We start from the raw sequence: 18,324 nt of genomic DNA on the forward strand, positions 1-18,324 counted from the left end.
TCTACTCGACCCTATACCTGATACACGTCGAATCCGGTCCTTTCCCATCGATCCCGATCCAACATAGCGCGAGTATCTATCATCACCTTTCCCTGCATTCGACTTGCGAAAGCCTCTGGAGAGAGCGCACCATAGTCAGGATGATCCGTCACGAGTACGGCAGCATCGGCCCCATCCAGACCCCCCTTGATCGAGAATAGCTCGTACTCGACATCGTTGCCGTCGACGTACGGATCCGTCAACCGAACGTCGTCGACCCCCTTCTCACGCAACTGTTCGGCGATCACGAGTGACGGGGTTTCTCGAATATCCGACACGCCACCTTTATAAGCGACACCAAGTAGCGTCACCGTCGTCCCTTCCAGTTCACCGAGCGCTGCTTCCAGCAACTGTTCAATGAACCCGACCATCCCGTCGTTTACTGTTCGGGCAGTCTCGATCAACATCGGGACGTCGTTGCCGTGTGTCAAGAACAATGGATCAATCGGGATACAGTGTCCCCCGACGCCGGGACCAGGATGAAGAATGTCTACACGCGGGTGTTCGTTCGCGAGCGCGATCGATTCTCGCGAATCGATTCCGAATTCGTGGGATAGCTTTGCTACTTCATTTGCAAACGCGATATTGACATCCCGATAAGCGTTCTGGATGAGCTTGACAAACTCCGCAGTAGTAGCATTTGTCGTTCGGATATCTCCCGAAACGAAGGAGTCATACAGCGCGACGAGCCGATCCGGAGACCGACCACCGACAGTACCAATTAGCCGATCATTCCCACGGAGCTCTGTCAGCGTATTCCCAGGTAACACAGTCTCTGGACTGTATCCTAGCAAAACATCCTCAGATGCCGATAACCCCGAACGTTCGATGACTTCTCGAAGTCGACCTGCTGTCGTCCCAGGTGGGACCGTCGAAGAGAGAACCACCGCGTCCCCCGGTTGCAGCAACTCTGCGACCGCCTCTCCCGCTGCCTCGACATACGAAAGATCGGTTCGATCGAGGTCCCGATCGTAGGGTGTCGGCACGCAAACCACGTGGAAATCCGCCGGCTCTGGATCACCAACTATCGATAGACCGTCATCGAGTGCGCGGCTGACAAAACGTTCGAGGTCTGGTTCCTCGAACGAGAATTGCTTGTACTCGAGCTTCTGTCGGTGATCTGGATCGGCGTCGAACCCGGCGACCTCGTAGCCGGAGTTCGCAAACATCGCCGCCGTTGGCAACCCGACATACCCGAGGCCATGGACACATATGGTTGGACCGTTGTCTGTCATGTGTTTCGATTACTCTCGGTCGTATTCGAGCGCGTCAAGAATTTGTTCAGCCGACGTTCCGTCCCCGAAGGGGTTCTCCCACTCGGATTCTACTGTGATCATCTCCCGAGTACCCTCAGCTATGTCGTCGGGTTCAACGCCGACGATTCGGTTCGCATCAACCTCGACAGTCTCTGGCCGCTCAGTGTTGTCTCGGAGCGTCACACAGGGCGTCTGTAGGATACAAGTTTCTTCTTGCACTCCGCCAGAGTCAGTAAAGACGATCGTCGCTTCGTCTTCCAATACGAGGAAATCGAGGAAGTCCTGTGGCTCCATGATTCGGATCGCTTCCGGTACATCAATGTCAAACTCTGCGATCCGCTTCTTTGCCCGGGGGTGTATCGGATACACAACCGGAAGTTCCTGCTCCCGAGCTGCCTTCGCTACCCCCTCAAGCAGCGAAATAAATCTATCTCGGTTGTCGACGTTTTCGGCCCTGTGGGCCGTCAATAATCCAAACTCTTCTTCGACCCCTAATTCCGATAGCACACAGCTCTGTTCATGGGCTATTTCGGCATTTTGCATTACAGCATCGACGATCGTGTTTCCGGTAACAGTAATCCAGTCGTCGGGTAAACCTTCAGAAAGAAGCTGTTGTCGGGAAGTCTCTGTCGGTGGGAACAGGTAATCAGCGGAGTGGTCAGCCAACCGTCGGTTGATTTCCTCAGGCATTTCTCGGTCAAAGCTTCGGAGACCAGCCTCAACGTGACCAACTTCGATTCCCTCTATTTTCGTAGCCGCAATTGTTCCCGCTAGCACTGAGTTAGTATCGCCTTGCACTAGCACGACGTCAGGTTGCTCTTCTTCCAGGACAGATTCAATCTCCACAATCATTTCCCCAGTCTGCTTTCCCTGGCTTCCCGACCCGACCGATAGATTGTACTCCGGTGCTGGTAACTCCAGCTGTTCAAAAAACACCGAATCGAGTTCGTCGGAGTAGTGCTGTCCAGTATGGATAAGCGAGAACGGTACGTCCCGTTGTTGGCAGGCGCGAATGACCGGAGAGAGCTTAATGATCTCTGGTCTCGTACCCAGTATGAAGCTAAGATCAGATGACATATCTCTGAGCTTTCGTCGTGTCACTGGATCCGTTGATTGGACTTAAAAATTGGTATTCATTACGGCCAGGTCTTCTAGAGTCAACGGTCAACCGTTGCCAGATACTCTTCCGCAATTGTGTCCCAGTCGAAGTGTTTGACGACGTAGTCTCGTCCCGAAGCAGCGAATTCTTCCCTTACAGCGGGATTGTCCCTGAGCTGTTCCGCTGCTGCAGTCAATTCCTCAGCGTTGCCAGGTTCCATAACAATCCCAGCTTCCCCCTCTGTGAGAATGCGTTCGGCCTCACCATGGACACCCAAGATTACGGGAAGGCTTGCTGCCATCGACTCCAACAATTTTGAGGGGATTACGGTCTCGAAGACCTCGCGAGGCTTCAAGTGGACAAGTGCAACGTCCGAATGCTCTAGTATCGCCGGAACTTCCTCCTTCGGTCGGCGTCCCGTGAACACGACGTTCTCGAGGTTTCGAGCCTGGGACTCGAGTTCCTCACGTTCAGCACCGTCGCCAACGATCACGAACTGAACGTTCTCCAGTTGTGGGGCTGCCTCTAGAACGACCGATAGTCCGTGGGCTCGTCCGATCGTACCGACGTACGAGATCGTAAATTCATCATCAAGTTCGTCGACTACCTGAGAATCCCTTTCTTCAGTCTGGTAGAAATCGAGATCGATTCCGTTCGGATGGTATGCAATTTTCGATCGGTCTACTCCGGTCTCAACGATCGGGTCGATGAACGCCCGCGACACCACGACAAGGCGATCGGATCGGCGGTACAAGAACTCAACCGTGCGTTCCAACGTCCAAATGATAATCTCATTATCGAAGTCACTGACGGCCAGAATCGACTCGGGCCACAGGTCACGAACCTCGAAGACGAACGTAGCTCGTTTGACACGGGCAATAATCCATGCTGATACCCCCGTAAGTGGTTGTGGAGACGTTGCAACCACAACTGTTGGCGAAGTATACCGTAGGCCGACAACTATCGAGAGAAGCATGAACCAGACAAACTTCAGGCTACGTCGGATTAAATTCCCACTGGAGGACGTGATCGTCTTGGTGTAATAGACATCAACGTCACCTCGTTTTTCGTGGTGCAGCCAATCATTGTCATAGCCATCGTAGATCTCTCCCTCTGGGTAATCCGGTGCAGACGTCAGGACCGTCACCGACGCCTCGTCTGACCACCGTCTGGTCAATTCGTCCCACCGAGTCTGAGAAGCGCCCGTTTCGGGCGGAAAGTACTGAGTCACGACGAGAATCGAGTCGTCAGTCATTCCGTATATACGTAACCAGATCCAGACTACTTCGGTATTGTTATTCTGAGGTTTGAAGAGACTGATATGAGGTAAATCGAATCTCGTCTGGATCCTCTGCGAGTAACGGTTCGAGTAGTTCGTCCTCCCACTCAAGCCATGGCTCCGGGTACTCTTTTTTTGCTTTTGGGTTACTGACTGGCCCCCATAGTGCTTCCCATGCTTCTCGGCTTTCATATTGCCAGACCGCTGTATACTGATCGACACGTGCACCTTTGATACCACTCAGGAACCAATAGTCGTACAGACCAGGAAGATCAAATAAGTTCCGCGATTCCGCCTCGACTACTGCGGCCTCAAATTCCTCTGGGGAAACGTCTGGTGCGAGTTCGTACTCATATACTGACGATCATCATTCATCCCTCTGTGACAGCCGAAGCGTTTTCCATATGTCCTCGAGTACACCCCAGATCTGCCTGACCACGATCTTCAGATCGAACCAGAACGACTGTCGCCGAATGTACTCGAGGTCGTAGCGCAACTTCTCCCGGGGCGCAGTACTAGTAACGTCGTTAATCTGCGCCAATCCGGTCAACCCGGGTTTCACGAACCACCGTTTCCGCCAGGCGGGCGCGTCGGCCTCCAACAGGACTTCCTCTTCGGTCCACGCAGCTCGCGGCCCGACGACGCTCATATCCCCGACAAAAATAGACCACAACTGCGGCAGCTCGTCCAAATGCGTCCGGCGCAACACACACCCGACGCGCGTGATCCGATCGTTTTCCTCGTCATCAGACGGCGTCGCCGACTCACCCTCTGGAATCATCGTCCGAAATTTATACACCGGAAACGTCTCACCGAACCCTGCAGTCCGATCCTGACTGTAGAGCACGGGGCCCGGACTATCGACCGTGATCGCAACCGCAATCACGCCCATCAGCGGCGCGAACGCCACCATGCCGACCCCCGCGAACACGACGTCGAACAGCCGTTTCCCCAGGTGGTCCAGCGGATCCCACGGCTCGACGTCGACGTCGACTAGCTCCCCAACTGCACCCTCCGACACCAGTACGCTGTCTGCGTACTCCCGGTGGACCTTCGCGTCGACGCCGTGCTCGTGACAGACGTCCAGGGCCCCGAAGAACTCCGCGCGGTCGGCGTGGCGAAACGCCAGCACGACGGTGTCGACGTCGAACTCGAGCAAGGCATCTTCCAGCCGCGACAGCCCGCCGATCCGGTCCAGCGACTCGAGATGTGGACGCCCGACGCCCGTACTCTCAGCCGCCGAGTCCACAGCCACACCACCGTCCGCAGCCGGCTCGAGCGACGCCAGTTCGTCGCGAACGCCAACGACGGAGGGACAGAGATACCCCAGCACGGGCGCGTCGATCGACGGCGTGATCTCCTCGATCTGTTCCAGATCGTCTCCAACGACGAGCACGCGCTCCGACCCGTCGGTCGGCCGACGCCGGATCCAGACGAACCAGCCCGGAATCGCCACCGACAGCAGGCCGAACGTCATCACCAGCGTCGCCCGCGGGAGCCGATACGAGTAGTTGAAATAGCCAAGCGTCGCGAGCGCGAACGCGGCCACCAGGACCCGCTGTTGCGCCAGAAAGACGGTGTCGAGTACCCGTCGGGGCTGGGGCTTGTAGAGGGGCACCAGCGCCCCGGCGACCGCGAGCACGCTCAACGCGATCGCCCAGTAGAGCCCCTCGCCGGATAGCACGGTCAGCTCGAGACGGTTGAACACGGGGACGTACGTCGTAAACAGGGACTGCGAGAGCTCGTGGTTCGCGGCGAGTACCGCCCCGACGGTCAACGTGACGACGCCGAGGGCACTCACTACCCGGTACCGCCAGCCCGTAAACATTCGTGCGATGACACACCCACGAGCGGCATAATATATTTCATATTATATCGAGAGAATGCAAGAACGAAAGATGAACTGTGGCCCGAACGGTACAATTCGGCGTGTATGATGCTCAACGTCGCTGAAACGGACGGTTGGAACTCTCGAGATTCAACTTTGCGCACGCACGGCATCGCATCCTCAACCAAAATAAAAAGTTTCTGACCTGATTTAGAATCTATGTAGCCTGAGCGGCTATGGAGCCAACAAACAACGAAGAAACTCAACGAAAAAGCCTGTCGACACGTGAGTCACAGACACTGTCACGGCTCGCAAACGAGAGCCGACAGATCATCTCTATCAGTGACATCGCGAACGTTCTCGACATCCCGCGGAAGTCTGCCAAGGACATGGCGTACGCGCTCAAGGAGAAAGGATGGCTGGAGCGGATCGTGCACGGGAAGTATCTCATCCTGCCGCTCGCTGCGGGGGAGAACGGCGTGTATACCGAACACGAGTTCGTGATCGCATCCGCACTCGTGGAGCCGATGTACATCGGGTACTGGAGCGCGCTGAATCACCACGGACTCACGAAGCAGATGTCCCGCACGGTGTACATCGTAACGACAGAGCGCGCGAAAGAGCGCGAAATACACGGGCTGACGTATCGACCGGTGTCGGTCACTGAGCAGAAACTCTTCGGCTATCAACCGACTGCAGTCGGGTCGAACCAGGTGGATATTTCGAGCATCGAGAAGACGCTGGTCGATTGTGCCGACCACCCGGAGTTCTGTGGCGGAATCGGCGAGGTTGCGAAAGCAATACAGAATGCTGTTGAAACACGATGTTCGTGGGAACGAGTCGTTGAGTACCTACGGCGGGTTGGGAATGGTGCCGCAACGAAACGAATCGTGTACCTCGCGGATCAGTTGGACATCGAGCTTCCGGAGTACTGGGACCTCGTCGAGAGTTTCACGACTGGCTATCCACTGCTCGATCCAACGAGAGAAGCGAAGGGCACCCGTGATAGCAAGTACCAGCTCCGCCTAAACGTCACCTCCGAATCGTTCCTTCCGGACGACCTCTCATGATTGGAACGCTTGCGTCGGGCCGGCCCGCAGACTCAAGCGATACTCCGTTTCGGTCAACTCCACACACAGGCCGACGATGGCCATGAAAGATTTTTCATCCATGGCCACAAATTAACTCATGAGATAGAATGACTCATATCCAGACTGAGGTCCCTGATGATGAATATGAACGGCTCCGCCAGATCGCAGAACAACGTGATTTATCGATACGAGAAGCACTAAGAGAAGCCACAGCAACGTGGATTGAACAACAGGAGCAAGTTGATACCACGGACGACCTGTTCCGCTCCGTCGATAACCTTCGAGAACGGTCGTCCGATCATAATCGGACAACACTTCGTGATGAAGACGATCTTGTCGAAGCATGGAAAAGTGATACTGAAAATGTGACGCTTCAGGAGCCAGATGAATGACCGGGGTCGAAACAGCTATTGGGACGATCACCCCCGGTCATTTCGATAGCAATGATGGATCCGTTCCGCGAACGTGTGTTCTTGGTCCGAAGTTTTTATACGCATTGTACAATCCTGATGAAGAGTTTCATGATATCGCGTACGCCTTTCTGACATTTGTTCGCGAGGAACAACTACCGTATCGTCGATTCGTTGTCAACGAACATATCATCGATGAGGCTGCAACTCGACTCAAGAAACGAGCGGATATGACCTGTGTGACTTCATTTCTTTCAGCAATCGAAACGAGTGAGTTTTTCGATATTGTATCTCTTGGTGCAGAAACGTTCGAACACGTCCGAGAGAGATTCAGGGATTGGGATGACAACGCTGCCTCGTTCACGGACTTCACAATCGGAGTACAGATGGAACGTCGCGGGTTTGAACACATTATGACGTTTGATTCTGACCTTGAGATGTTCGATGTAGCTGTCCATCCACCACTTCAGCGGTGATTCCGTCTGTGAATCGCCTCGGGGTCAAGCCCCGGGGCATTCTCCTATACCGCTTGTAAACGTGCCATCGATTAGCGCCCGTATTCCCGACGAAGACGAGGAAGCGTTGATCGACGTCGCCGAACTGCTTGACGAGGACAAGAGTACGGTCATTCGGAAGGCGCTTCGAGAGGAGTTGACCGAACTTCGCGTTCGACGAGCGATCGAACGGTACCAGTCGGGCGACGTCTCGGCGAACCAGGCGGCTCGAATCGCGGGCGTTGGTATTGCGGAGTGGCTCGAGATTGCCCGCGATCGAAATCTCACCACCCAGCTCTCGCCCGATGATCTCGAGGGCGATGCAGATCGCGCTCGAGAGTTATGACATCCACGAACGGAAGATGAAGTGTACGTCGCCGGAGAATCTCCGATAAATACGACCCTCAGTACAGATGCGAACGAGAGGCGACGGAGCGGGGAGAAATCGCTCGAGCAGTTCGACGAGGATCTACCGATCAGGAGTTTCGCACGAGCGGATCGTACCACTCCTGATTTGCCCGATACCAGTCGATGAACGTCGAGACCCCCTGGCGGATATCGACCGCGGGTTCGTATCCCAGGAGCTCGTTGGCCTTCGAGATGTCGGCGTGAGTGTGTTCGGCGTCGCCCTCTCGCGGATCGGTGTACTCGAGCTCGAGCGACGGATCGATCTCGTCCCGAACGACTTCGGCGAGCGTCTGGATGTCGATGTTGTCGGTCGAGCCGACGTTCAGGATCTCGCCGTCGGCACTGTCGTCCTCCAGAAGCTGTGCGTTGACCCGCTTGACGTCGTCGACGTAGGTGAAGTCCCGCGTCTGCGTCCCGTCGCCGTAGATGACCGGCGGCTCGCCGTGCAGACATCGCGAGACGAAGTTCGTCATCGCCATGTTCGGCCGCATCCGCGGGCCGTATACGGTGAAGTATCGTAGCGCGACGGTCGGCAGTCCGTAGACCTCGTTGTACACTCGAGCGTACTGTTCAGACGCCAGCTTCGAGACGCCGTACGGCGAGACGGGCGTCGTGGGGTGGTCCTCGTCGTACGGCAGGTACTCGGGCTTGCCGTAGACCGACGACGAGGACGCGAGCACGACGCGCTCAACATCGTGCCGCCGAGCCGCCTCGAGCAGCGTCATCGTGCCGTCGACGTTGTACTCGTTGACCTTCTCCGGTTGTTCGACGCTCTTGCGGACGCCCGCCTGGGCGGCCTGGTGATAGACGACGTCCGCCCCGGCAACCAGGTCGTCGACCTGTTCCTCGTCGGTGATCGAGCCGTCGACCAACTCGTACGAGCCCCCGGCTGCCTCGGCAGCGTTCCGTGCCGCCTCGACGTTCCGGTCTTTGATCCCGAGGTCGTAGTACGGTTCGAAGTTGTCGAGCACGACCACGTCGTGCCCCTCGCCGGCGAAGTGTTCGGCGAGGTGGCCGCCGATGAAGCCGGCACCGCCAGTGACGAGAATCTGCATTGCTGTCATCTCTGCTAGCCACCGTCAAAAATAACGTGGCTCGGACTCGGTGACTGCATCCCAAGAGTTCACGGTTGTTTCACCGATCAAGGGCACTAATCAATCGTCGGCAGTTTGACATCCTCCTCCGCGTGAACGCGGAGGAATCCCGAGCGGTGGGAGTTTCAGGTTTGCAACCACGGACGCCGCCACTTCACGGGAGTTCGCGTCTAACCCAGTCGTCGTGGTCGGTGGCTGTCTAGCCGTGCCAAGCGGCTGTTACTCCTATCCTCAGCATCGTCGGCGTTCGTGGTTGTTTTTGCCCGGCGAACGCCGAGTCAGCGTCAACAGACTCGGAGGTATCGTTGGGCTTGCTGGAACAGACGGCACGCGACTGCACTCTTCTGGAATGCGGTGTTCACCGTCTGGCTTTCGGATACTGCCTCGTTACGTGGGCGGACAGGCCGCCTCCGACGGTCGTTCGGAATCCGCTCCGTTCCGACCTGACCTTACCATCGTATAGCGGTTCTTGACACTTGAACGTACGGATTGGAAACTCGACTATGCAATTGTCGGTGGAACGTATCACCAAGTGACGGCGCGTATCCACGGCGTGAACGCCGTGGTATTGCGCCTGGTCAGCGTATAAAAAGTCTCGGCTGGAGGAAGTATGTCTGACTTTAATTTCACTATGGTTGGAAAAGCTATTTTATCGGCCAGATCGCACCCGGAATCCCGAAAACGAGGAGGAAGATTGCCAATGGCGTTTCCATATTCCGACCTACCAGTGGCAAGTAATAACTCTTTTGAGGCAACTTTTCAGGCCAGCAGTCGTTTCAGACCCCGACCATGAGTACGCCGACCGGTCCGAGCGCCGGACTCGAACACTCTCGACTGGAGACGTCGTCCACGAACCTGAAGACTGCTGGTTCATCTCTTCACCGTCCGGTACGGTTCACGAACGCGAGGAGTGTGACGGCGAGGACCTCGAGCAGTACATCGACGACGAGGGAGGAAGAACCGATGCGTGACGGAGAACGAGGGGCGGCAGCCTCGGTGTCAGGCTTCCTCGAACAACGAACGAGCTCGCTGCACGTAACTGTTCGCGCCCCAGCTCCGAGCGTCGCTAATCTCCTCGAGGAGCAGCCGCGCATCAGCAGCTGATAGTTGTTCAGTGCGAACGGGAACCGAGAGCAGTGTCGGTGTCGTGACGAGCCGAGTATCAGCGAGTGAGGCGTGGATCAAGCCAAGTTGATTGAACTCGTCACAGAGAAAGAGCGCAGCATCGAGATCGTTCGCGAGCGTGACCGCCGCGTTTTCACCGTCATCGAGCGGGAACTCGGCATCGAGGTCAACCGACTGTGTCGTGAATGACTCCGCCTGGTCGAGTACGGCGGATGCGGCGTGCCCATGGACGTCATCGTACGAGGCGATCTCTTGAAGCTCATCGATGACCGCCGTTGGGACGACGACCTCGTACCGGGATAGACAGAGTGTGAGTGGATCGGGGTCGTCGTCAGTAACGATCCCGAGACTCACGAGGGCAGAGGCGTCTGCGATAAGCCGCGACATCTATGCGTCGGCGACCTCGTCGATGAAGTCCTCGTCCAACTGCTGTTTCAACACTCGGAGGTTTGCCGCCTCTTCGGCACCGACGAGCGCTTTGAGCTGCTCGAAATTGATCTCGTCGTCGTAATAGGCGGCGGCGATCTCCTGGGTGAGTGCGTCGTCGTGAGCGGCGTCTTGGAGATACTCCCGAAGCGCGGTCACGAGAACGTCTGTTCGGTCTTCCCCGAGGACTGCAGCCAGTGCGTCGGCGCGGTCGATAAGCCGATTGGGGGCCCGAAACTGCACGCGCTTCTTATCGGTACTCATGATGTGTACATTGTGAGCCAGCACACTTAGACGTTTCCGTGTGTACAACGTGAGCCTCATTCGGCCGAGCGTCACTCGTCCACGAGATGCTCCTCGAGGTCGTGCGTCCAGTACGTCGCGAGCGTACCTAGACTACAGTGCTCGCACAGTTGCAACGGTGCTGTTTCATTAACGACGCCGGCTTCGGCTACTACCGTATATACGAGACCATATATGGCCATAATCGGAAATAACAGGTGTGGCAGGTAATTGTTAGAGAGGATAGATGAAATTGCGGCAACCGACAGACTTCCTCATCCTGGAAGCACTGGCTGAGCATGGTCGAAATGTCGCCCCGAATCTCGCTCATCACACCGGAAAAAGTCGTAAAAATATCAACACACGGCTGCCGGTGCTCACAGATTATGGCCTCGTCAAAAAGATCGGTCCGAAAAACAAGTCAGGCCTCTATGAGATCACGCCGCGAGGTGAAACCGCTATTCGGATGCAAGATCTCTACCGGGAGGTCGATGATTTCGAAATTATCCTCGAGGAAGCAGTCCCTAACCAAAAACAGCAGTCAGCGGCAACTGACTGAGTAACGCAGTTCCCCGACTTGTCGTGACTCTCGCCGCATTTCAATCAGGATTTCAGCAACTCGCTCCGGCTCTTCAGTTGCGAGTTGCAGCGTCGCGTCGTGCAATTCGCGTTTCTGAGCATTACACGAAGCCACGACTTACCGCTTCCAGTTATCGCTCACTCCGGTGTTCTCGAGGGTCAACTGCGATTTCATTCCAGTCCCTCCTCCACGGAGTTTCGTCATCGTCCTCGTGAGCGGCTAAAGTGGTCCCTGCATGTCCGGTTGCGGCATCAACGCTCTGGTCGTGGTCACTGATCCGCCAATAGTTTCCGTGGTGATCCACCCGGCCACGCTCCCACAATCGGACGAGTGTCAGCTGGACGGTGGTTTGTTTCGCGTCTGTCCACTTGGCGTTCTCGTCCTGCGTGAACGCTTTATCGGCGTGCTCGCGAAGGAAGTTGAGGATCTTTGCGGGATCCGTTCCTCGTACCGAACCAACGCCCCCGTTCTCTTCGTTTCTGATTTCCTCGAACCGGTCTTTGCTGATGGGCATATTCACAGAATAATCGAGGCGGATGCCACGGGGCTTGACCCCGTGGAGGAAGCCGACACTCAATGAAACTCATTACGCTCGATAGCAAGGCCAACTCCTCACTCTACACCTAAATTTTTATTAGGCAATACACGCAAATGTGAACCACAGATGGACGACAGCGCGCCACGACGCACCGTCCCCATCAAACTCGCTGTACCACAAGAGCGTCGTGGCGACCTCCATCAAACCAAAACCCAATTCCTGCACTGCACCAACTGCACCAGCGAGTGGGCGTGGCGCTACGACGACTACTGCATCACCAGTAAGAACAAAGCCGAAAACGCCCTCTACGACGAGCTACGTGAGGAAACCAACCTCACTGCCAACCTCGTCCAGAAAGGCATCCGACGCGCCATCGAAGCCGTCGATGCAGGCGTCGAAAAGTTGAAGAAAGGCGAGAAAACGAGTCAACCCAAGTTCGACTCGTGGAGCGTCGTCTACGACAAGCGGAGTGCGACGTTCAACGCCGACCACGCCACGCTCTCCACTCCAAACGGTAGAGTTACCTGCGAATACGTTCTCCCGCCCGAAGACGAGCGCGAGGACACGCCGTTCGGACGGTACTACGAGAGCGACGACTGGGATGCGTCGAGTGCCACACTTCAGTACGGCGAGCAGGACGACACGTTCTACCTGCACGTCACGCTGAAGAATCCCGACTACGAGGTTGACGGGACGGAACGCCAAGAAAGCGAGTCACGTGATGACACCACCGAGAACGGAGTGGTTCTCGGCGTGGACTTGAACGTGACTGGCGCGTTCGCCGTCACCAGTACTGGGGAGTTCATCGGCAGTGCAGACTACCTCACCCACAAACGTGACCAGTACGAGCAGCGCCGCAAACGCCTGCAACAGACGGGTACACGGTCAGCGCACCTGACGATTCAGTCCATCGGTAGCCGCTTCTCGGATTGGTCGCTGGACTGGTTGCACAACCGCGCCAACGACCTCATCGCGGAAGCCCAAGACGCAGATGTGGACGGCATCATTTTCGAGAATCTTGACCACATCCGCGAGAACATCGCCGACGGGTCGAAGTTCCAGCAGTGGGCCTACGCGAAGTTCGTGGAACTCGTGAAGTACAAGGTCGAATCCACGACGTTGTTCGTGGATACGGTGAATCCTGCGTACACGAGTCAGAGGTGTTCGCACTGTGGGTTTACTCACGAGGACAATCGCGACGACAAGGAGTTCAAGTGTCAGTCGTGTGGGTACGAGGTGAACGCAGATTACAACGCGGCGAAGAACATCGCCAACCGATACTGCGGGTATATCCATCGCGGGCAGAAGTCTCGCGGTGGATGGGCCGCCAGTCAACTGGCCCTCAAGTCAGGGACGTTGAACGTGAACGGCGACTACACGCCTGCCGAGTTACTCGGTTAGAACGGGAGTCCACTGACAAGCCTCGGGGCTTGACCCCGAGGTAGTTGACACAGTAGTTTGTCATTCAACTGTAACTGTCTCCCCATTCTCGACGTCCTCCTCCGAAACCTCGAGTGTCTCTCCGTCAACACTGTACTCGCCGGGGTACGGCACCGTTACTGCGAGCGAACCGTCCTCGTCGGTCGTCACCTCCCGTTCGTATACGATCGTTTCACCGGAAACCTCGTGTTCGGTTTCGACCGTCACGGTCTCTTCGGGCTCGAGCTCGGCCGTCACGTTCGCGCCGGGAACGACGGCAAACGCGGTCGCCTCGTCGTCAACGTGAAGCACCTGGTAGTGCTCGAGCGGGTCGGTTCCGTTGCCGCCGGCACCGAGCTCGCCGTGGAGTTGGTTCATCGCGGTCCCAGCGGGAATCTCCTCCCGGTCGCCGGTGATAACGACGTAGCCGACCCGGCCGTCGAACCGGTCGTACCAGCTGTCGGGCTCCTCGGCGGCCAGGAACTCGTCGTATGTGTTGGCGGCATAGCCGTAACTCTGGGACTCCCCGTTGACGAAGTAGTTGTACATCCGGTTGTCGCCCCACTGGCTCAACACGAAGGTGTCGGGGTACTCCCGGTCGACCTGAGTGGCGTGCTCGTCGATGGCGTCGACGGCCGCCACCTCCGCGTCGCTGTATGCTGTTTGTGCGCTCAGCGACGGCACGAACAGCAGGCTCAGCCCACAGATCAGCAGGGCGACCCAGGCCAGCGTCGCGAGCTGTCGCCAGTCACGGGGCACGACGACGCTCGGCTCCGGTTCGCCCCCGTCGGCCGCGGCGTCGCGTCGCCCGGCCCCGAGTCCGCGAGGCTCGGCCTCGTCCGATTCGCGGAATCGCCTGGGCACACGAGCCAGATCGATCCACGCCAGCAGGTAGACCAGCCCCAGACCGCCGAGTACCGACAGGGGAATCGCCAACTGTGCCGCGAACCGCACCTGGAAGGCGGCCAGGACGAGCCAGAAGACGGTGTAGATCGACAGCAGTAGCCAGCCCGGCTCGTACCGGCGATACGCGATCCAGCAGGCCCAGCCGAGCACGGCGAGGGCGATGTAGAAGTTGAGGCCGAGTTGGGCCAGCGGCTCGAGGACGACCGAGTTCTTCGTCGCGAACAGCGAGCCGGTCTCGGTCGCCCCGAAGTGCTCGCGGAAGAACAGGTCGTCGGCTCGCTCCCAGAGCCGGGCCCAGTCCTCGGGGCGTACCGATCGGAAGGCAACGAGTCCAGCCGCCGCCAGCACCGCCTCGAGGCCGACCAGCCCGCCGATGGGCCAGTCAACGCGTCGCCAGGCCTCTCCCAGTCCGACGACGGCCAGCGCGCCGACGGCCACCACGGCCGGGAGTATCCCGGTAAAGGACTCGTGCCAGCCCCAGCGGAAGTGCAGGAACGCCGAGAGCAGCGCACTCACGACCAGCCCGGCCACGAGCGGTGCGTTCGCCAGCCCGGGGGACAGCCCGTCACGGGCGTCGATCGCGACCTTCAGCGCGACGTAGCCGGCCGCGGGGACGAACAGCAGGATCGAGCCGCCCCAGGCGAACGCCGACAGCGGGAGCGCGACCCCGAGTGCAAGCGCGGCGACCCACGCCCACGGACACGCCAGGTGTTCGCGAGCGGCCGCACGGGGCTCCAGCCTGTCCCGCCGTCGCTGGACGTCGACCGCCAGCCACGCCAGCGCGAGCAACGTGACCCCGAGCCAGAAGTACTGGTGGAGCCGGTGCTCGAGGAAGCCGACGCCCGAGTAGACGGCGTGAACGGGCGCGAGCGCGAGCAGGACCACCGACGCGACGCCGACGCGGACGTCGTCGGTGACGACGACGGCGAGCCAGTAGACGAGCACGCCGAGCGCGAGCGTCGCGACGACGGGGAGCCAGGCGGCGACCATGTCGGCGGCCCACTGGTCGCCGCCCAGCAGTTCCGCGAACCACCAGTTCGCGGCGTGGGTCAGCGGTCGTCTCCCCACGGCTCCGGCGGGCATCTCCGTAAGAATCGACCAATCCGTCAGCCCGTTCGACTCCGCTAACAGCTCCGACATCCAGTACCGGTAGTAGTACGGGTCGTTCCCCGGCGAGACGACCCGCCCCTCCCGAAACACCGATCGCACGTTCAACAGCCGCATCGCAACCAGAAAAACGAGCGCCCCCGCCAGGGCTCCGGCCGCCCGCGGGTCGAACGCGATCGGACTCGAGAGCGATACCGACAGCGACTCGTCCTCGCCCTCGCTCGAGTCAGCGGACAGTTCCCGACCCTCGAGCGCGGCCCGAACACCCTCACGACTCGCCACGCGATACTCGCCGTCGGTTTTCGCCACGAGATCCCGTGAGACGAGTTCCCCGAACGTTCCCGAATCGAGCGGCAGGTCGTCGAACGTCCAGGTTTCGTGCTCGGCGTCGACCTCGAGAAGCGTCTCGAGGATCGCCTCGCCGTCGTCGGCGTCGTCGCGGAAGGCGGCCGCCGCGTCGGCGACTACGGCGGGATCCCGTTCCGGTTCCGGGTCGTCGGCCATTATGCCGTACCTCCGCTCGAACTATGATAAAAACTGTGAGTGCGGGCTCGTCCGCGGGCACAGTGCCGTCACCACGCAGTCGATACCGCTGCGTTCCGATGCTCCCTCTCCGTGAGAGCGGAGACGACCGTCACAGCTCGAACTCGAGTACGTCACCCGTCTGGACGTCCCGTTCGGCGGTCCACTCGTAGACGACCTCCAGGACGTACTGTGCCCTGTCGAAATAGACCTGCTCGGTCCCGTCCTCGTCCGGCCCGGGTGCTCGAGCCCGGTAGATACTCGTAATCGTCCGGTCGCTGTCGGCGAAGATGATGTCGATGGGGAAGTCCATATCCGGCATCGAAAACGTGAGATCCTGGACCTCGTCGTAGACGAAGAGCATCCCCCTGTCCTCGGGCAGCGTTTCGGTGTCGCTCAATCCGAGCGACTGGCGGTCCGACGTGTCCGCGATCGCCGCCGTGACTTCACCGAGTACGTCGTCATCGCCGTCGGTCACCTGCACGTCGGTCGTCTCGTAATCGGTGTGGATCTCCTGTGAGGAGTCCTCGGTCGTCTCCTCGTCCCCGACGAAGGTACCGGTACATCCCGCGAGCGAACTCATACCGATGCCCGTAGCGATACCAGCCAAAACGGTTCGCCGGTCCGACCGTGGCGATCCCGAAGCGTCCATTTCTGTAAAGGGAACCACAACGGAACTCAAAAACGTTTGTGACGGCTCTGCGGACTCTCATCTGAAATCGGATTTTCGCCCCCTCGAGTCACCAGCGAAAGCCGAGGGAATCGTTGGCTCCGGTCGAGACGAACCGGCGTTCGTGTCACCGACGAACCATCGCTATCACGTCCTCGAGTACGCTCCAGACCTGCCGAATGACGATCTTTACGTCCAGCCAGAACGACTGCTGGCGGATGTACTCGAGGTCGTAGCGCAGCTTGGCGTTCGGGTTCGTGCTCTTCGCGTCGTTGATCTGTGCCAGGCCGGTCAGCCCGGGCTTGACGAACCAGCGCTTGCGCCAGGCCGGCGCGTCCTCCTCGAGCAGCAGTTCCTCCTCGGTCCACGCGGCCCGCGGTCCGACGACGCTCATATCGCCGACGAAAATCGACCACAGCTGGGGCAACTCGTCTAAATGAGTCCGACGTAACATGCGGCCGACTCGCGTGATCCGGTCGTTCTCCTCGTCCTCGGTCGGTGTCGCCGACTCGCCCTCCGGCACCATCGACCGGAACTTGTACACCGGGAAGGTCTCGCCGAAGCCGGCGGTCCGATCCTGACTGTACAGCACCGGCCCCGGACTATCCAGTTTGATCGCGACGGCGATCACGAGCATCAGCGGCGCGAACGCGACCAGCCCGACCGTCGCGAACACGATGTCGAAGAGTCGCTTCCCCAGATGGTCCAGCGGGTCCCACGGCTCGAGATCGACATCCACTAGCTCCCCGACGTCGCTTTCGGAGACCAGCACGCTGTCGGCGTACTCCCGGTGGACTTTGGCCGCGACGCCGTGTTCGTGACAGACGTCCAGCGCCCCGAAAAACTCCGCGCGGTCCGCCTCCCGGAACGCCAGGACGACGGTATCGACGTCGTACTCGAGGAGGACGTCCTCGAGCCGCGAGAGGCCGCCGAGTCGGTCCAGCGAACCGATCCGATCGACGCCTCGACCCGCCGCCTCGACGGTCTCGGAGCCGTCGTACTCCAGCGCGAGCCCGCCGTCGGTCGCCAGCTCGGGGTTCTCCCGTTCGCGAATCCCCGCAACGATGGAGGGACAGAGATATCCGAGTACCGGCGCGTCGATCGCCGGCGCGATCCGGTCGATCTGCGCCAGGTCGTCGCCGACGATCAGCGTTCGGCCCTCGTCGTTCTGGGGCTGTCGGCGAATCCGGACGAACCAGGCGGGAATCGCGATCCCGAGCAGCGCGACGACCATGACGAGGGTCTGACGCGGGAGCCGGTGTGACCACTTGAAATAACCTAGAGCAGCCAGGGCGAGCCCGCCGACGAGCACTCGCTTTTGTGCGAGAAAGACGGTGTCCAGGACGCGCCGCGGCTGGGGTTTGTACAGCGGGAACAGCGCGCCACCGACGAAGGCGACGCTCAAGAGCACGGCCCAGCCGAGTGACCATCCCTCGAGCACCTGAGGCTCGAGTCGGTCGAACAGCGGCACGTGACTGGTGAACAACTCCTGTAGAACCGGGTGGTTCGCAAACACCACCGCCAGCACGACTACCGCGACCGTGCCGGCGAACGCAACGATACGATACCGCCACCCGGTAAGCATCTCGTAGGGTAGAGGGGGTACCAGGGGCATAAATTTGTTGAAAATACCACTCGATCGCAATATGCTGCGTTTCCCGAACTGGTTAAATTATGTCCAGGCTCGGCTATTCGCCACCGTTCACTGCATCCGTCGTGGCCTTCTCACTCGCAACCGGACCCACAGAATT

General features: G+C 58.8%; 17 protein-coding genes and 1 pseudogene. 7 read left to right on the forward strand and 11 right to left on the reverse strand.

Going from position 1 to position 18,324, the window contains the following annotated elements:
• Positions 1-11 precede the first annotated feature (11 nt).
• From CHINAEXTREME_RS14370 to CHINAEXTREME_RS14390, 4 genes are all read right to left on the reverse strand, one after another.
• Positions 12-1,274, reverse strand: coding sequence for a nucleotide sugar dehydrogenase (locus tag CHINAEXTREME_RS14370; RefSeq protein WP_007143879.1), 1,263 nt, complete (start codon positions 1,272-1,274; stop codon positions 12-14).
• A 9-nt stretch (positions 1,275-1,283) separates the two neighbouring features.
• Positions 1,284-2,372: a non-hydrolyzing UDP-N-acetylglucosamine 2-epimerase gene (gene wecB, locus CHINAEXTREME_RS14375; protein WP_007143878.1), complete on the reverse strand. Its 1,089-nt coding sequence runs from the start codon at positions 2,370-2,372 to the stop codon at positions 1,284-1,286.
• 80 nt (positions 2,373-2,452) lie between these two features.
• Positions 2,453-3,649: a glycosyltransferase family 4 protein gene (locus tag CHINAEXTREME_RS14380; RefSeq protein WP_010546833.1), complete on the reverse strand. Its 1,197-nt coding sequence runs from the start codon at positions 3,647-3,649 to the stop codon at positions 2,453-2,455.
• Positions 3,650-4,040: 391 nt separating this feature from the next.
• Entirely contained in the window at positions 4,041-5,501 is a 1,461-nt protein-coding gene (locus tag CHINAEXTREME_RS14390; RefSeq protein ID WP_007143876.1) for a sugar transferase, read from the reverse strand.
• A gap of 236 nt (positions 5,502-5,737) precedes the next feature.
• Between CHINAEXTREME_RS14390 and CHINAEXTREME_RS14395 the strand changes: the two genes are divergently transcribed.
• From CHINAEXTREME_RS14395 to CHINAEXTREME_RS14410, 4 genes are all read left to right on the forward strand, one after another.
• Complete coding sequence (locus CHINAEXTREME_RS14395; protein WP_007143875.1) at positions 5,738-6,571, forward strand: type IV toxin-antitoxin system AbiEi family antitoxin domain-containing protein; 834 nt, start codon at positions 5,738-5,740, stop codon at positions 6,569-6,571.
• Positions 6,572-6,699: 128 nt separating this feature from the next.
• Positions 6,700-6,984 carry a ribbon-helix-helix protein, CopG family gene (locus CHINAEXTREME_RS14400; RefSeq protein WP_007143874.1) on the forward strand — a complete coding sequence of 95 codons (285 nt, stop codon included), beginning with the start codon at positions 6,700-6,702 and terminating at the stop codon, positions 6,982-6,984.
• On the forward strand, positions 6,981-7,478 hold the full coding sequence (locus CHINAEXTREME_RS21520; RefSeq protein ID WP_076738747.1) for a type II toxin-antitoxin system VapC family toxin: 498 nt from the start codon (positions 6,981-6,983) through the stop codon (positions 7,476-7,478). Before CHINAEXTREME_RS14400 ends, CHINAEXTREME_RS21520 begins: the two co-directional genes overlap by 4 nt.
• Before the next feature lie 61 nt (positions 7,479-7,539).
• Entirely contained in the window at positions 7,540-7,842 is a 303-nt protein-coding gene (locus CHINAEXTREME_RS14410; protein ID WP_007143872.1) for a UPF0175 family protein, read from the forward strand.
• A gap of 130 nt (positions 7,843-7,972) precedes the next feature.
• Here the strand turns inward: CHINAEXTREME_RS14410 and CHINAEXTREME_RS14415 are convergent, their stop codons facing one another.
• The 4 genes and pseudogenes from CHINAEXTREME_RS14415 to CHINAEXTREME_RS22650 form a co-directional block, all read right to left on the reverse strand.
• On the reverse strand, positions 7,973-8,959 hold the full coding sequence (locus CHINAEXTREME_RS14415) for a GDP-mannose 4,6-dehydratase (RefSeq protein WP_007143871.1): 987 nt from the start codon (positions 8,957-8,959) through the stop codon (positions 7,973-7,975).
• Positions 8,960-9,997: 1,038 nt separating this feature from the next.
• A complete protein-coding gene (locus tag CHINAEXTREME_RS14425; protein WP_007143870.1) occupies positions 9,998-10,510 on the reverse strand; it encodes a PIN domain-containing protein in 513 nt (170 codons plus the stop codon).
• Positions 10,511-10,813, reverse strand: coding sequence for a hypothetical protein (locus CHINAEXTREME_RS14430; RefSeq protein WP_029601732.1), 303 nt, complete (start codon positions 10,811-10,813; stop codon positions 10,511-10,513).
• Positions 10,814-10,884: 71 nt separating this feature from the next.
• A pseudogene (locus tag CHINAEXTREME_RS22650) lies at positions 10,885-10,971 on the reverse strand (DUF7558 family protein); the annotation flags it as partial.
• Positions 10,972-11,078: 107 nt separating this feature from the next.
• On the opposite strand from CHINAEXTREME_RS22650, the gene CHINAEXTREME_RS14435 reads away from it, so the two are divergent.
• From CHINAEXTREME_RS14435 to CHINAEXTREME_RS14445, 3 genes are all read left to right on the forward strand, one after another.
• Positions 11,079-11,390: a winged helix-turn-helix domain-containing protein gene (locus CHINAEXTREME_RS14435; protein WP_010546836.1), complete on the forward strand. Its 312-nt coding sequence runs from the start codon at positions 11,079-11,081 to the stop codon at positions 11,388-11,390.
• Positions 11,391-11,646: 256 nt separating this feature from the next.
• The gene (locus tag CHINAEXTREME_RS22025; RefSeq protein WP_049918426.1) at positions 11,647-11,991 is read left to right on the forward strand and encodes a hypothetical protein; all 345 of its coding nucleotides are present in this window, start codon (positions 11,647-11,649) and stop codon (positions 11,989-11,991) included.
• 84 nt (positions 11,992-12,075) lie between these two features.
• Complete coding sequence (locus tag CHINAEXTREME_RS14445; RefSeq protein WP_007143866.1) at positions 12,076-13,350, forward strand: RNA-guided endonuclease InsQ/TnpB family protein; 1,275 nt, start codon at positions 12,076-12,078, stop codon at positions 13,348-13,350.
• 60 nt (positions 13,351-13,410) lie between these two features.
• Here CHINAEXTREME_RS14445 and CHINAEXTREME_RS14450 read toward each other — a convergent pair whose 3' ends face one another.
• The 3 genes from CHINAEXTREME_RS14450 to CHINAEXTREME_RS14460 form a co-directional block, all read right to left on the reverse strand.
• The gene (locus CHINAEXTREME_RS14450; protein ID WP_007143865.1) at positions 13,411-15,885 is read right to left on the reverse strand and encodes a hypothetical protein; all 2,475 of its coding nucleotides are present in this window, start codon (positions 15,883-15,885) and stop codon (positions 13,411-13,413) included.
• Between the two features lie 130 nt (positions 15,886-16,015).
• Positions 16,016-16,486, reverse strand: a complete 471-nt coding sequence (locus tag CHINAEXTREME_RS14455) for a DUF192 domain-containing protein (protein WP_007143864.1) — start codon at positions 16,484-16,486, stop codon at positions 16,016-16,018.
• Positions 16,487-16,700: 214 nt separating this feature from the next.
• The gene (locus CHINAEXTREME_RS14460) at positions 16,701-18,158 is read right to left on the reverse strand and encodes a sugar transferase (RefSeq protein WP_007143863.1); all 1,458 of its coding nucleotides are present in this window, start codon (positions 18,156-18,158) and stop codon (positions 16,701-16,703) included.
• Positions 18,159-18,324 lie beyond the last annotated feature (166 nt).

Origin of the sequence: Halobiforma lacisalsi AJ5, assembly GCF_000226975.2 — an archaeon.
In the GTDB taxonomy this organism is placed as follows: domain Archaea; phylum Halobacteriota; class Halobacteria; order Halobacteriales; family Natrialbaceae; genus Natronobacterium; species Natronobacterium lacisalsi.